The organism is Microbacterium suwonense, from assembly GCF_030296555.1.
Lineage (GTDB): Bacteria > Actinomycetota > Actinomycetes > Actinomycetales > Microbacteriaceae > Microbacterium > Microbacterium suwonense.
Window position 1 is genome coordinate 2,013,207 of record NZ_AP027728.1, and the last position, 15,556, is coordinate 2,028,762.

Sequence of the window (15,556 nt, forward strand, 5' to 3'; positions counted from 1 at the left end):
TGCTGCTTGCCTAATCTGGATGGCGGGAGCCAACGCGACAACATCCCAGTCGAGTGATCGACGCTCTCATCAAGTCAGCGTGGGTTCCCTGTGACCGCGGCGGGACGACACTTCAAACGGAAGGCAGGCCGCGCGGTAGCGGTCGAGATAGGCGATGAAGCCGGCGACGTCGACGGGGTCGGCGGTGGTGAGGATGCGGCGGCGAAGACGCTGTCCTCGAGGTACTCCCCCAGCGACTCGCTGCGTCCGAGATACGAGGCGAGCACAGCGATGCCGTAGGCGCCGCCCTCGGAGGCCAGCTCGCCCACGGCCACGGGTGCGCCGAGCGCACTGACGAAGAAGCGCTGTGCGACGCCGGCCGTGCGGAACATGCCGCCGTGCGCGAACATGCGGTCGAGCTCGACGCCCTCGGCGGTCAGCACTTGCATGCCGAGGGCGAGGGTGCCGAACACCCCGTACAGCTGCGCGCGCATGAAGTCCGCCAGGGTGAAGGTGCTGTCAGGGGTGCGGACGAAGAGCGGGCGCCCCTCGGCGAGTCCGGCGATGGGCTCTCCGGCGAGGTGGTTGTAGGCGAGCAGGCCGCCGGCATCCGCCTCTCCGGCGAGCGCCTTGCGGAAGAGCGCCTCGAAGGCCGCGTCGTCGCTCACCGGCTGCCCCGCCACGGTCGAAAACCGGGTGTACATGCCCGCCCAGGCGGCGCGCTCGCTGGCGCCATTGTTGCAGTGCACCATCGCTACCGCATCGCCTGCGGGGGTGGTGACGAGGTCGAGCTCGTGGTGCACGCCTGCGAGCGGACGCTCGAGGACGACCAGCGTGTAGATGCTCGTGCCGGCCGACACGTTGCCGGTGCGCGGGGCGACCGAGTTGGTCGCGACCGTGCAGGTGCCGGCGTCGCCCTCTGAAGGGCACAGCAGGGACGCCGGCCGGGTCGCGCCGGTGGGATCGAGCAGCAGGGCTCCGTCGGCGGTCAGGGCGCTGGCGGCGGCGCCGGCCGGGAGCACGGCGGGCAGTAGCGAGCTCAGCGGCGCCGGGAGGCGGTCGGCGACCAGAGCATCGTAGGCCTGCAGCATCCGCTCGTCGTACCCGCCGGTTGCGGAGTCGATCGGGAACATGCCCGAGGCGTCGCCGACGACGAGCACGCGCGTGCCCGTGAGCTTCCAGTGCACGTCGGCGGCGAGGGTGGTCACGAAGTCCAGCTGGGGCACGTGCGCCTCGGCGTCACGACGGCCTGGTGCAGGTTCGCGATCGACCAGCGCAGCGGGATGTTCACCCCCAAGAGCTCGGTGAGCTCGGATGCCGCGGTTCCCGTGTTCGTGTTGCGCCAGGTGCGGGAGGTCACGAGCAGCTCGCCTTGCGCGCCAAAGGACAGGTAGCCGTGCGTCATGGCCGAGATCCCGATCGCCCCGAAGGTCGTCGGGTGCACGCCGTAGCGGTCGTGCGCGTTGTCGGTGAGATCGGCAAACGCCGACTGCAGTCCCTGCTAGACCTCGTCGAGGCGGTAGGTCCACAGACCGTCCTCGAGCCGGTTCTCCCAGGAGAACGCGCCGGTGGCGAGCACCTCGGTGGCGTCGGAGCCGATCAGGCAGGCCTTGATGCGGGCCGAGCCGAACTCGATGCCGAGGCTGGTGCGGCCGGCCAGGTTGTCCGCTCGCTGGGTCCCTGAGCTGTGTCGAAGGGTCATCGGCGGGCGTCCGCGCTCTGACCGTACACGTTCTGGTACCGATCCCGCAGGAGGCTATCGATAGCCTCCTGCGGGATCGGGATCAGCGGCCCCGCCTCGCGGGCGAGGTGCACGGTGCGCGCGACGTCCTCGCCCATGACGGCGGCCTTGACCGCGTCCTTCGCCTTCACGCCGATCGTGAACGGTCCGTGGTTCTGCATGAGCACCGCACGGCTGCAGTGCCCACGCAGGGTATCGCCGATCCCCCGACCGATCGAGTCGTCGCCGACGATGGCGAACCGGCTGATCGGGATGGGCTCGCCGAACTCGTCCGCCATGGCGGTGATCATGCAGAGGATTTCCTCCACGCGCGGCCCAGGCCACCGCGTCGTCGGAATGGGTGTGCACGACGCCGCCACCTCGGGCATGTGGCGGTGAACGTAGGCGTGCGCGGCCGTGTCGCTGGACGGGCTGCGCTCGCTGCCGGCGGTGCCGTCGAGGTCGCACAGGATCATGTTCCCCGGGGCGAGGTCCTCGTACGAGATGCCCGAAGGCTTGATCACGAAGAGGTCGGTGCCGGGAACGCGGCCCGAGACGTTGCCGCCGGCCCAGACGACTCAGTTGTACCGGACCAGCTCGCCGTGCAGGCAGGCGACGTCCTCTCGGACGGTCTGAATGGCGGCTTCGACCTCGGGGGTGAAGGCGGGGGCTTCGCTGCTCACGGGTACCTCATCGTGTGGTGTCTACGATCTCTGTGATCGGTCACCGAGCCGGTGTGACCCGCGTCACGACACCCGTCAACCGGCACGGGTCAGGCATCGGCGGGCGGGTCGCGGCGGATGATTCCCAGTGCGCTGGGTCGAGCGTCGGCTCGGACGAACACCGGTATCTGCTCGATCGGCGCCGGCACTGTCACCCACTGGGCTCCTGCGTACTCGTCACCGGTCGCGCTGTGGAGCCACACCGCACCGTCGGGCAGATACACCCTGCGCTGCCGCGCTCCCGGCTCCACCACGGGCGCTACAAGCAGATCGGGACCCAGCAGGTACTGGTGCTTCACGTCCCATACGGCGGCATCGTCGGGGAACTCGAGGAACATGGCGCGCATCGCGGGGAGGCCCGATTGAGAAGCTTCCGCCATCACTTCCCGCAGGTAGTCGCGCAGCGTCTCACGCAGCAGGATGTGCTCGCGCATGATCCGGTATGCCGCGTCCCCGTAGCTCCACACCTCGTTCGGCGCGCCGCTGGGCAGCCGACGCGACCCGTCGGCTGCGGCGACCTGCTCAGCAGGCTGACGGTCGCCGTGCATCCGCATGACCGGGCTGAAAGTGCCGAATTGGAACCACCGGAGCAGCAGTTCGATGAAGGCCGGGTCTTCGATGTCGCCGCTGTGGAAGCCGCCGATGTCAGTCGTGAACCAGGCGATCCCGGCGAGACCAATGTGGGTACCCGCCGTGATCTGCTGCTGAAGCGCGGTCCAGGTCGACCCGATGTCGCCCGACCAGACCAGAGCACCATATCGCTGACTGCCCGACCACGCCGCTCGGACGAGGCTCAGCGTTTCCTGTCCTCCGGCAGTGGAACCATCATGGATGGACCTGAGGAACAGCTGCGGATAGAGAGCTCCGACCTGCTGTCCTGAGCCGAGCGCGTACCGATAGCTGTCATAGTCGTAGACGCCGTACTCGGGCTCGGCCTCATCGAGCCAGAACAGGCGGATGCCATGGACGCCATAGTTCGCGGACAGCTTCCGCCAGAGGTAGTCGCGCCCCTCTTGGGCGGTGACATCGATGAACGCGCTCGGTCCTTCGAAAGACATCTGCACATCTATCCCGCGCTCGGCTCGCACCAGGAGGTTGTGCTTCTTCATCTCGGCGAAGTTCTCCGAGTTCAGTGATACCTGGGGCCAGACCGACACCATCAGCTCGATGCCGAGTTCACGCAGCTCCTCGACCATCGCGGTCGGGTCCGGCCAGAATTCCTCATCGAAGCGGTAGTCGCCCATGTGCGGCCAATGAAAGAAATCTGCGACGATGACGTCCATCGGCAGTCCGCGGGCGACGTGCTCGCGCGCAACGCTCAGAAGCTGCTCCTGGTTCCAGTAGCGCAGTTTGGACTGCCAGTAACCAAGGCCATACTCCGGCATGGCGGGTGGGTGGCCGGTGGCATCCGCATAGGAGCTCACGATGTCACGGGGGCGGACCCCGGCGGTGACCCAATAGTCCAGCTGTCTTGTCGACTCGGCCGACCACTGAGTGACATTATCGGCGAAGGTCGCCTGACCCACAGCGGGATTGTGCCATAGCATCCCGTACCCACGACTGGAGATCACGAACGGTATCGATATCTGCGAGTTGCGGTGCGCCAACTCGAACGTGCAGCCCTTGATGTCGAGCACGTCCTGCTGGTACTGGCCCATGCCGTAGAGCTTCTCATCGGGATGAGCCGTGAACGAGGCACGCACGGCGAAGTCTCCTCCGAGATGAGGGTGCCAGTCGCGGGCCCTGCGGTGCAGTGCCCCGCCTTCGCTGAGTTCCTCGAGGAGCAGCGTTCCATCGGCATCGTGGAACGATAGCCGGCAGCGATTCTCCTCATAACCAGTCTGATATCCGTAGCCGCTCCACGAGGTGAGCCGCACGACCAGGCGCCCGTTACGGAGCTCTGCAGTGTTGCCGTCGACCGTGACGACTGCTCGCGTCTGCGCAGCGTCGAGCAGGGAGTAGCGAGTGTCCTCCAGTTGCCCCTTGATCGTCGCCCGCACTCGCACACTGTCGACTCCCCACGGATCCACCCGGAGGACCTCACCGTCGCCCCGCCACACGATCGAGGCTCCGTCTACCTCGAAGTGCTCGATGGGAGTGCGACCGGAACCGTCAGGAGACGGCGAAGGCTCCATCACGGCATCGCCGCCGTCGCCGAATTCATCCTGGGAATCGAATATCATCGGTTCTCACACCTTTCATTGCGTCAGAAGCATCCCGCTTGACCATCCCTTTACCGTCACGAGAACCGACGCGCGCAGAGCTCACCGCAGCGCCCTGAATTCGTCGCCCACGAACTTCGCCCGTGCGCCGGCTGCCACTCATCATTCCTCCTCCGGTCCCAGCGATGGCCGCGGGAGAAAACGGGCGATTGTGTCCACTCCGGTCTCCAACTCGACCACTGCCAGCTCATTGATCCCGGAGCGCAGTACAGGCGCCGGCACGTACAGGGTGCGCTGCGGGCCGCTGCGCCAATATCGACCGAGCAGGAATCCATTCACGAGCGCGAAGCCCTTGCCCCATGACGAAGAGTCCAGGAAGAGATCCCCGGGCACCGCGAGCTCAAACGTTCCGTACAGCACTATCGGGCTATCGAGGGCATCGCCGACCGGCGCCAGTGCGGCCGCCGCAGCGAGTTCGTGCAGGTCGACCGGAGCGGCGGACCATCCGGTCAGAACGACGTCGTCGAGCGTGACCGCTCCGATCAGGCCCTTCGGCTCGCCCAGACGCTGGTCGTAGTTGACGCGACCCTGCTCCTCGACGAACACACGCAGTCGTGAGCCGCTCGGGATCCGCAGGGCTCTCTCCTGACGAGTGCGTGACAGGGTGCCCACCCTTTTCCCATCCACCGAGATCCACGCCTGATCGCGGATCTCGCCGAACCGCAGTGTGCCGCCGCGTCCGCCCAGATCGACCTCATAGGCGACCAGGGCGCCGAGATGCCCGATTCCGTCGAAGGTTGGCGGTTCGCTGTACCGCGTCTCGTCGGGGCCGGGGAGCGGAACGGCAACCGGCGCAAGCGCGACTTCGAACGTCGGCGCATCCGCCGAAGCCTGCACCGTCTCTTTCGGCACGGACGCGTATTTCGCGATCACATCCCGGAAGGCGAAGAACTTCTCTGTCGGGTCGCCGGCCTCGTCGAGCGGCGCGTCGTAGTCGTACGACGTCACGATCGGCAGGTAGCGACCCTTGTCGTTCGCACCGTTGGTGAGTCCGTAGTTCGTGCCACCGTGGAACATGTAGAAGTTCACGGAGGCACCCGCGGCGAGCAGTGCGTCCAGCTCAGCGGCTGAGTCCGCGGGTGCCGTGGTGTGGTGCACGGTGCCCCACCAGTCGAACCAGCCGTCCCAGAACTCCGCGCACATCAGCGGTCCAGTCGGCTGGTGACGGCGCAGTGTCTGCAACCGCTCTCCAGCCCGCGAGCCGAAGGAGCCGGTCTTGTGCAGCTCGGGCAGGCTGCCGTCGGAGAGCATACGATCGGTCGGCTGGTCGATGGTGGTCAGCGGCACCTCGATCCCCGCGTCGCGGGTGACGCTCACCAGATGCCGCAAGTAGGTCTTGTCCGCTCCATAGGCGCCATATTCATTCTCGATCTGCACGAGCACGACGGGTCCGCCGCGGTCGATCTGCCGCGGCTCGACGATCTCGTACACCCGTCGCAGATAGTCGGAGACGGCATCGAGGTACTGCGGCTCGGAACGGCGCAGTCCGATGCCCTCGCTGCCGGTGAGCCACACCGGCAGCCCACCGTTGTGCCACTCCGCGCAGATATACGGACCGGGCCGCACGATCGCGTGCATGCCCTCGGCAGCGATCAGGTCGAGGAAGGCTCCGAGATCGTTCCAGCCGGTGGCATCCCACTCGCCGCGCCGCGGCTCATGCGCATTCCACGCCACATACGTCTCGATGGTGTTCAACCCCATCAGCCGCGCCTTGCGGATGCGGTCGGCCCACTGCTCCGGGTGCACGCGGAAGTAGTGAACGGCACCGGAGAGGATACGGTGCGGCTGTCCGTCGAGCAGGAAATCATCCTGTCCAATCCGGAATCGAGATGTCATGGGATGTTCTCCACGGGGTCGTGCGGGGTGACAGGGTCGTGCGAAATGACAGCGCCGTGCGAGACTGGGTCGCGAGGGGGCTCGGTTCGCAGCGGATGAGCGCAGCGCCGTGCGCGGGGAGGTTCAGCCGCAGCGCACGGCCGCCCGGGGCGACACCGCGGGCGGCATCCGACTGCACGCGAACAGCCTCGGACGGGATGTCGTCCCCGGTCCACAGCTCGGTCAGCCTGCTGCTGTCGGGGGAAATGCCAGCGAGCGCACGTCAAGCACCACCTCGCGCGCTGTCTCGGCGAGATTGAAGACGGCGGCATAGCGGACGCCATCGGAGCCGTCGGCACCCCAGATGACGGTGTCGCCCTCGCGGAAGAGCTCACGGCTGCCTGTGCCATCGCGCAACACGGCGAGCACGTCGGCATTGCGGAACAGTGCGATGACCTCCGGATCGCTCGTGGGCAGATCACCGCCGATCATCAGCGGCGATCGGGCGATGATCCACAGCGTCAGCAATGAGATCCGCTCGGGAGCCGTGAAGCGATCCTGCCGGGGCTCGCCTCGCTCGGCGCGGATGCCGATGCGTCCCAGAGGAAGCATGTCTCCATCGGGCCAGCCATGCTCTGATGCGTACGGCGCCCAGCGGGCGAAGCGGGCGAAGTTCGCTTCGACGTCGTCCCAGCGGTCCCAGAGGTCATCGCAGATGCGCCACATGGTCGAGTGCTCCCGCAGGTGATCCAGATTCGCAAGAGACAGATCGCGGCCTGGTGAAAGGCTCAGCTCGATGGACCGGCCACTGCGCTCGATCGCACGTGCGTAGGCCTCGATATCGGCGGCCTGATACGGCCACAGCATGTCATCCGCCTTTATGAAGTCCACGCCCCACTGCGCATACAGCGCCAAGGTGCTGTCGTAATATGCCTGCGCGGCGCGGTGCGCATGATTCAGACCGACCATATCGGGGTTCCACTCGCAGGTATTGGACGGATCCGCGATGTCGGATGCGCGCACGTCCGAGCCGAGCACGGGAGTGTCGGCCGTGAGCGCCCGCCGCGGGATTCCGCGCATGGTGTGGATGCCGAACCTCAACCCCAGTGCGTGGATCTTGCCTGCGAGCGGGGCGAAACCGCGTCCCCCGGCGGAACTCGGAAACCGCTCTGGATCCGGCACCAAACGCCCGTGATCGTCCATGCACAACGGCGCCGCGGGATTGTAGCCGTGACTCCGGGCGGTCGGATCGGACCAGTCGATATCGACCACGATCGTGTCCCAGCCGTACTCGAGCAGGTGCTCCGCCATGAACCGCGCGTTGGCGAGCACCTCGTCTTCGGTCACGGTGGTGCCGTAGCAGTCCCAGCTGTTCCAGCCCATCGGGGGGCGAGTCGAGATCGGAGTGGGCATGAGATCCTTCCCTCGGATGTTCGGTGTGCCGGGCGGATCAGAGCGCCGTGGATTCACGCTCGATGAGACGCACGGAGCCGACGACGGTGCGATAGTCGTCGGCCGCGCGCTTGCCCTCGATGCGATCGATAAGCATCGCTATCACGGCATCCGCCATCGCCGGATGGTCGGCGGCGATCGTGGTGAGCGACGGTGTGAGGAAGGACGCCAGTGGCACGTCATCGAAACCAACGACCTTGACGTCGTCCGGAACCCGACGACCCGCATCCGTCAGCGCTCGAGTCGCGCCGATCGCGACGACATCCGTCGAGCAGAACACGCCGTCGAGGTCCGGTACATCGGCGAGGAGGTCCGTCATCGCTGACTTCCCGCCTTCGAAGCTGAAGGGTGTCGAGCGTACCCTGTTCGCGGGAAGATCGGCACCGCTTGCTCTCAGCGCCTCCTCGAACCCGCGCAGACGAGAGGTGGAGACGTCGACGGCTCCGCTTCGACTGCGGTACCCGCCGAGCATGGCAATGATGCGGCAGCCCTGATCGAGCAGATGCCCAGCCGCCAGCGCCGCCCCGTCCTCATTGGCCATCACGACGTGGTCGAGCGGACCGCTGAAAGCCCGCTCGCCGAGTACGACTATGGGGAAGTCGCCGCGGAGCAGCACCGCGTCGTCGTCGTGCAGTTCGACGGCGCTGAGGATGAGCCCGTCGTAATTGCGCAGACGGGAGCGGGATATCGCATCGAACTCCCGGTCCCGACTCGCCGCGGTCTGCTCCACTACGAGCTCGAATCCCCGTGCTGCGGCCCTGTCGATGAGCATGCTGGCAAGCATGCCGAAGTAGGGTCTATCGATCTCGGGCACGGCGAGCGCGATCACACCGGTGCGCCCCTGCCGCAGGTTCCGTGCCGTGGTGTTGACGTGGTAGCCGAGCTCGGAGATCGATGCAAGCACCTTTCGGCGCGTCGAATCACGCACGTGCGCATGGCCGTTGATCACGTTGGACACGGTCATCGCCGAGACTCCGGCATGTGCCGCCACGTCCTGCATGGTCGTCATGACAACTCCCCTCGAACACCGCAGATCCGCCGCCGCTCACTCGGCGACGGCGACGCGAACGGTGGCGACAGAGTGCGGTGGGAGCGTCAGCGTCACTTCGTCGCCGGAAACGGACACGGCGATATCGGACAGCACCACGGCATCAGGCGTGTCGAACGTGTTGTGAGCGGTCGCAGATGTCCCACCGAGCACTTGTGCGCGCAGCACATCCGTCACAGCCGCCGGCAGAGCGAACCCCGCCTTCGCCTCCCGATCCAGCGCAGTGTTCGTCAGGCTCACCGTGTAGGCGCCGTCCTTGTAAGACGCGGTCGCGTCGACATCCGCTCCCAACGCGCCGATCGGGACGTCTACATACTCGGCGTCCTGGTGGTCGGTGTACAGGTCGAACACGTGATAGGTCGGCGTGGTCAGCATCCGCCCGCCGTCGGTGAGGATCATCGCCTGCAGCACGTTCACCATCTGGGCGATATTCGCCATCCGCACCCGATCGGCGTGACGGTGGAAGATGTTCAGGGTAATGGCCGCCACCGCAGCGTCCCGCAGCGTGTTCTGCTGATACAAGAAACCGGGATCGGTGCCCTCGTCCACGTCATACCAGGTCCCCCACTCGTCGACGATCAGGCCGACACGGCCGGTCGGGTCGTGCCTGTCCATGATCCGGCTGTGCCGGGTCACCATCTCGTCCATCCGACGCGCCTGGCGCAGGGTCTCGTGCCATTCGAAGTCGCTGAAATCGAGGGCGGAACCCTTCCGGTCCCAGTCTGCGGTGGGCAGCGTGTAGTAGTGCAGGCTCAGGCCATCCATGTGTTCGACGGCTCGCGCCATCAGCGTCTCAGTCCACTCGTAATCATCGGCGTTCGCTCCGCAGGCGATCTTCGAGATCGGATGCTCGCCGTATCTGCGCACGTAGGTCTGGAACTGCCGGTACTGGTTCGCGTAGTGCAGCGGGAGCATGTTGCCCCCACACCCCCAGCTCTCATTCCCTACTCCGAAGAATTCCAGCTTCCACGGCTGTTCACGACCGTGCCGCTTTCGCAGCTCGGCCATCGGCGAGGTGGAATCAAGGGTCATGTACTCGATCCAATCCTGCATCTCCGCCACCGTGCCGCTGCCGACGTTTCCGTTGATATACGCCTCTGCATCGAGCTGGTTCAGCAGTTCGAAGTACTCGTGCGTGCCAAACTCGTTCGATTCGACCACCCCGCCCCAGTGCGTGTTTACCATCGGCTGACGATCGGGTCCGACTCCCTTGAGCCAGTGGTATTCGTCCGCGAAGCACCCGCCCGGCCAGCGCACCAGCGGCACCCGGATCTGCCGCAGCGCATCGATCACATCGGTGCGGAGACCGTTGCGGTGCGGAATGTCGCTGCTCTCTCCGACCCAGACACCCTCGTAGATGCACCGGCCGAGGTGCTCCGCGAACTGGCCGTAGATCCGTCGATCAATCGTGGGAGCACCCAAAGTACGGGAGAGCGTGATCATACGTTTCCTTCACTGTACTCATCCGCCGTGGGCGGAGCGCGGTAAGTTTAACGATACATGGTTTGCTGGCATCTTCACCCCTTGAAAGGCTTCCGCGTGAAATTCCTCTCCTTGAGCGGGCCCGCACGATCCCGAATGGGAGCGGTGATGACATCTGCGCGATCCTCCGCCACTCAGCTCGATGCCGATCATCCGCTCCGCTCGGTGTTCCGCCTGCTGCGCCCGCACCGCCGCAGGCTGATCGCCGCTGCAGCGCTCTTTCCACTGAAGGACACGCCGCAATGGCTCATGCCCGTGGTCACCGCCAGCGTCATCGACGTCGTGGTCGCAGGCGGGCCGCCGGAGGCGCTGGCGATGTGGGCGGGCATCGCGTTCCTCGCAGTCGCGCAAAACTACCCGACGCATGTCGCCTACACGAAACTGTTCATGCGCTCGGTGCGCCGTCTAGGCGCGGATCTGCGCAACGCGTTGACCGCGCGGCTGCAGAGCCTCTCGATCGGCTTTCACTCGCGCACATCTTCGTCGATCGTGCAGACAAAGGTCGTGCGCGACGTCGAGAACATCGAGTTGATGCTGCAGCAGGTCACTCATCCCGTACTCGCGCAGACGATGGTCATCTCGGGTGCGATCGTGATGACCGCGCTGACCATGCCCACGTTCCTGCCGGTGTACGCTCTGACCATCCCGATCGCCGTGCTCCTGCGCTATCTGCTGGCCAGGCGCTCGCGTCAGCGCAACGAGGCATTCCGGCAGAACGTCGAGGTATTCGCCGGACGCGTGGGGGAGATGGCGACGCTCATCCCGATCACGCGCGCGCACGGCATTGAGGCGACGGCGCAGGAGCGCGTCGCCGAGGGCGCGGAAGGCGTCAAGGCATCGGGCTACGCTCTAGATCTGCTCAACGGCAGATTCCAGTCTCTGTCGTGGGTCGTGCTGCAACTGCTCAGCGTCATCTGCCTGATGTCGGCAGCCTGGACCGCCATCACCGGTTGGGGGCAGATCACACCAGGGCAGGTCGTGCAGCTGTCGGCCTACTTCGGGCTGATCACGGGCGGCGTCACTCAAGTGCTGATGGTGATCCCCGTGGGTGCACGTGGCCTGGAGTCGGTACGGTCGATCGCGGAGGTGCTGACCGAACCGGATCTGGAGGAGAACGAGGGCAGAGCCGTCGTCGAAGAGGTTCGCGGCAGACTGCGGTTCGAGCAGGTGAGTCTGCGATACGGCGAGGCTGAAGCCGAGGCCGTATCCGACGTCGATCTGGACATCGCACCAGGCGAGACGGTCGCATTCGTCGGCCCCTCCGGGTCCGGCAAGTCGACCCTGCTGAATCTGGCGCTCGGGTTCCTGCGTCCGACGAGCGGGCGACTGCTGCTCGATGAAGCGGATGCCGCGACTCTCGATCTGCGCACGTACCGTCGGCATTTGTCGGTCGTGCCACAGGAGTCCGTGCTGTTCGAAGGATCGATCCGCGACAACGTCGCGTACGGACTCGGCGACGTGCCGGACGAGCGCATCCGCGCAGCCCTGCAGGATGCCAACGCCGCGGAGATCGTGGATGCACTGCCCGAAGGGTGGAACACCCTGGTGGGCGAGCGCGGAGCGAGACTCTCGGGCGGACAGCGTCAACGGATCGCGATCGCCCGCGCGTTGGTGCGCGACCCGAAGGTGCTCCTGCTCGATGAAGCGACCAGTGCGCTGGACAACGAGTCCGAGATGCTCGTCCAGCAGGCGCTGTCGCGGCTCATGGCCGGTCGCACGACGCTAGTGGTAGCCCACAGGCTCTCCACAATCCGCGATGCGAACCGCATCGTCGTGCTCGATCGCGGACGCATCGTCGAGATCGGCGACCACGACGAACTCATGAGCATCGGTGGCCGGTACGCCGCGCTGCAGAGGCTTCAGCAGCGCTGATAGACGACTACTCGACCGACGAGTTCCAACCGCGGGTCGATCCCTCCCCTATGAACAGCGACGTTCAGAGCACCACTGGGATGCGAGTGGTCAGCAGCCCGGCATCCACCAGCGACCGCTCCAGTGCGATCATGGCAATGCCGGTGACGACAGGATTGCCACGCACAGCAGAGATCTCCAGCTCCACAGCGGCACCCGCTCGCCCAGGCGACTGCGACCGCATCCGTTCGCGGGCAGGCGAGAGCAGCTGGCCACCCAGTGCCCACGTGGTCCAGCCAGTCAGTGTCACGACATCCGGATTCACCACCGCAACGAGATCCGCAAGCGCTGAACCGAGGTAATAAGCCGTCCGCGCGACCGTCTCTCGCGCGGCATCGTCCGGAGTCGAGCTCTCGGCCGCATGAGCGAGCAGCGAGATGAAGTCGCTCTGCAGCTCGACATCGGCGAGCGGATGCGAAGGAGCCAGCTCGCGCAGTGTGTGCTGGATTCCCGGAACGCCGATGTATGCTTCCACGCAGCCGCGCCGACCGCACCGGCACAGTCTGCCATCGAGCATGAGCAGCGAATGCCCCCACTCGCCGGCCGAGTTGGTCGCGCCGCGCAGCACCTCGCCTTCGAGGACAATACCGGCGCCGACCCCGGTCCCCAGGTTGACCGTGGCCAGACTCGCCGCCGACCGCCCCCGGCCCAGCCAACGCTCCGCATTGACCATCGCCTTCAGTGGATTGTCGATCACGAGGGGCAGGCCCACTCGCTCGCGCAGCCGGTCCAGCTCCACACTGCGCCATTCCCAGTTGGGGACCACCACAGCCATGCCCGATGGCTCCTGGATCAACCCGGGCAGCGAGATCCCCGCTCCGAGCACACCCTCACGGCACACTCCCTCGCTCTGAAGCAGTTCGTCCACCACGAGGCCGATGGTCTCGACGATCGATCCCGGCTCAAGCACATGCTCGTCGCGCGCGCTCTCGGTGTAGCTGACCTGGTTCAGCGCGGTGTCGAACATCGTTGCGCGCACATAGGTCTCGGCGACGTCGATGCCGAGAATCCGACCGCGAGCGGCGTTCATCCCGAAGATCGACGTCGGGCGACCTACCCGCCCAGCGGAGACCTTCGTCTCAGCGAGTACATCGGCCTCGATGAGCTCGTTCACGATCGTGACCACCGTCGCGGGGCTCAGCCCGGTGGAGCGCATGAGATCGTTGCGGGTTGTCTCGCCCGCTGACAGCACCGCATGCAGCACGTCGATCATGGAATCGCTACGGATGTCGCGCGAGGTCCGGCGCGGCACGACACCCCTCATAGTTGAACCGTAACAGGAGGGAGGCCCTCTGCGCACACCTGCACTGTGCCCGCATCCTCGGCGCGGACGAACACCGCGAGCCGCCCGTCGAACGTGCGGCGCATCGTGCTGGTATACGGCGTGATATCGGCGAGATCGCCGTTCTCGATGCTGACCCGCGCTCCATCCGTCACGACCGTTACCGGCAGCTCTCCGGCGGCGAGGCGGCCCTGCGCATCCAGCAGGCGGCACTCGATCTGGATGACACTGTCGATCGCGATCCCGGCATCCCGGCATCGCCGTGCCGCGTCGGCCGGCGGATGCCAGACATCGGCCGCAAACACGACGGGCCTACCAGCGTGCGCGAGCTCGTCGCGAGCGACGACGACGTCGCCGTCGCGCACCTCCAGCACGAACATTGCAGTGGATGCCGGAACCGTGGCGGACCAGAACCCGCCCTCTTCGTCGAACGACAGGGGCACCGGCGAACCGTCGCAGGTGAGATGCGGTGCACCACCACCGGCGAAGCAAAGTACCTCGATCGGCTCTTCAGCACCGTCCCAGTTCCGGGACACCGGGTGAGTCCAGAACGACTTCCGGTCGAGGCCGGCCGGCTGGGCGCGCACGGCGAGGTGAGCGGTCGGCGCTTGCGTCCACCAGCTGCGTCGCAGGTGCCACTCGGACTTGGTGAAACCGGCCAAGGTCAGCATCCCCGCATCGGATCCGTGCACCGGCCAGCCGCGCGCTTCTCCGAGGTAGTCGATCCCAGTCCAGAGAAACTGGCCGGCTACGAAGTCGTTCTCGGCCACCGCACGCCACTGCGCATAACCGTGGCCGTTCTCGCTTCCGATCAGCGGCTGATCGGGGAAGCGTCGATGATCGTCCGGGTACAGACGCTCCTTGTAGTTGTATCCGATCAGATCCAGGTCGTCGAGCAGTCCGGTGCGGCTGGACAGCTCCGGGAACGCCGCGGCGAGTGTCACGGGTCGGGTCGGATCGGCCTCTCGCACGATCGCGCTCAGCCGGCGGGCGATGGTCGTCAGCCGCCGCACATCCGGGCGGGTCGGATCGTACATGCGCTCCTGTGCCGGTTTGTCGGCGTCGTTGTTCCCGGTCATCTGCTCGAACAGCACACTGGCGTATGGATCGTTGGGGTAGTCGACCTCGTTGCCGATGCTCCATGCGATGATCGACGGATGGTTGCGGTGCGCGGCGATCTGGTCGCGCAGGTCGCGCTCATGCCATGCCGGGAAGTGCGTTGCATAACCCTCGTGCCGGGGCGGATACACGTTGTGCCCCTGCCACCACTTGTTCTTGGGATTCTCCCATTCGTCGAAGGCCTCGTCGATCACGAACAGGCCCAGCGCATCGCAGAGTGCGTACAACGCCCGATCGTGGGGATTGTGCGCCATGCGGACCGCATTCGCCCCCATCTCCTTCAGAGTCAGCAGCCGTCGCAGCCAGACCGACGGCGGCACGGCGACGCCGAAGCAACCGGCGTCCTCGTGCAGGCAGACGCCCTTCAGCGTGCGCTCCTCGCCGTTGATCGAGAACCCGTGATCGGGATCGAATGCAAAGGTGCGGATGCCGACGATCTCGTCGTACTCGGCCGAAGCGCCGTTCCAGTTGAGCGTAGTGGTGAGCTGGTACAGGTGCGGATCGGCATCCGACCACAGCTGCGGCTCCGGAATCCGCAATTCGGTCCCGATTCCGGCGGTGCCGCCTGCGGGTACTTCGAAGACGGCATCGACAATGTGCGTCCGGCCGGATGCCGGCGAGCGCAACTCGTGCCGGACCCGCCCCCGACTGCTTCTGCCGCACTGCTGGCAATGGTCTGATCGATGTGCACGACGGCCTCGTCGGCATGAGCCGACACAGTCGTGAATGCGGTCTGCAGCACGCGCACCGGAGCGTGCACCCGCAAGGACACCGCCCGGACGATCCCGGCGCCGTTGTACCATC

9 protein-coding genes and 1 pseudogene are annotated in these 15,556 nt (G+C 66.1%); 1 reads left to right on the forward strand and 9 read right to left on the reverse strand.

Annotated features, from left to right (window positions below; genetic code table 11):
• Positions 1 to 69 precede the first annotated feature (69 nt).
• The 7 genes and pseudogenes from QUE33_RS10080 to QUE33_RS10110 all read right to left on the reverse strand — a co-directional run bounded on the left by QUE33_RS10080 (position 70) and on the right by QUE33_RS10110 (position 10,401).
• Positions 70 to 1,681: pseudogene (locus QUE33_RS10080) on the reverse strand (FGGY-family carbohydrate kinase).
• A complete protein-coding gene (locus QUE33_RS10085) occupies positions 1,678 to 2,223 on the reverse strand; it encodes a class II aldolase/adducin family protein (RefSeq protein ID WP_286299676.1) in 546 nt (181 codons plus the stop codon). The pseudogene QUE33_RS10080 and the gene QUE33_RS10085 overlap by 4 nt, the downstream one beginning before the upstream one ends.
• A gap of 248 nt (positions 2,224 to 2,471) precedes the next feature.
• Positions 2,472 to 4,604 carry a glycoside hydrolase family 31 protein gene (locus QUE33_RS10090; RefSeq protein ID WP_286299677.1) on the reverse strand — a complete coding sequence of 711 codons (2,133 nt, stop codon included), beginning with the start codon at positions 4,602 to 4,604 and terminating at the stop codon, positions 2,472 to 2,474.
• A 141-nt stretch (positions 4,605 to 4,745) separates the two neighbouring features.
• Complete coding sequence (locus QUE33_RS10095; RefSeq protein WP_286299678.1) at positions 4,746 to 6,479, reverse strand: glycoside hydrolase family 35 protein; 1,734 nt, start codon at positions 6,477 to 6,479, stop codon at positions 4,746 to 4,748.
• Between the two features lie 222 nt (positions 6,480 to 6,701).
• Entirely contained in the window at positions 6,702 to 7,871 is a 1,170-nt protein-coding gene (locus QUE33_RS10100) for a glycoside hydrolase family 27 protein (protein ID WP_286299679.1), read from the reverse strand.
• Between the two features lie 37 nt (positions 7,872 to 7,908).
• Positions 7,909 to 8,919 carry a LacI family DNA-binding transcriptional regulator gene (locus tag QUE33_RS10105; RefSeq protein ID WP_286299680.1) on the reverse strand — a complete coding sequence of 337 codons (1,011 nt, stop codon included), beginning with the start codon at positions 8,917 to 8,919 and terminating at the stop codon, positions 7,909 to 7,911.
• A gap of 36 nt (positions 8,920 to 8,955) precedes the next feature.
• The gene (locus QUE33_RS10110; RefSeq protein WP_286299681.1) at positions 8,956 to 10,401 is read right to left on the reverse strand and encodes an alpha-N-arabinofuranosidase; all 1,446 of its coding nucleotides are present in this window, start codon (positions 10,399 to 10,401) and stop codon (positions 8,956 to 8,958) included.
• Positions 10,402 to 10,548: 147 nt separating this feature from the next.
• Here QUE33_RS10110 and QUE33_RS10115 point away from each other — a divergent pair, with 147 nt between their 5' ends.
• Positions 10,549 to 12,312 (forward strand): ABC transporter ATP-binding protein, encoded by a 1,764-nt coding sequence (locus QUE33_RS10115; RefSeq protein ID WP_286299682.1) that lies wholly within the window; start codon positions 10,549 to 10,551, stop codon positions 12,310 to 12,312.
• Between the two features lie 64 nt (positions 12,313 to 12,376).
• On the opposite strand, the gene QUE33_RS10120 is transcribed toward QUE33_RS10115, so the two are convergent.
• The gene (locus QUE33_RS10120) at positions 12,377 to 13,603 is read right to left on the reverse strand and encodes an ROK family transcriptional regulator (protein WP_286299683.1); all 1,227 of its coding nucleotides are present in this window, start codon (positions 13,601 to 13,603) and stop codon (positions 12,377 to 12,379) included.
• Positions 13,604 to 13,611: 8 nt separating this feature from the next.
• Positions 13,612 to 15,555 (reverse strand): glycoside hydrolase family 2 TIM barrel-domain containing protein, encoded by a 1,944-nt coding sequence (locus QUE33_RS10125; protein ID WP_286299684.1) that lies wholly within the window; start codon positions 15,553 to 15,555, stop codon positions 13,612 to 13,614.
• Between the last annotated feature and the right edge of the window lies 1 nt (position 15,556).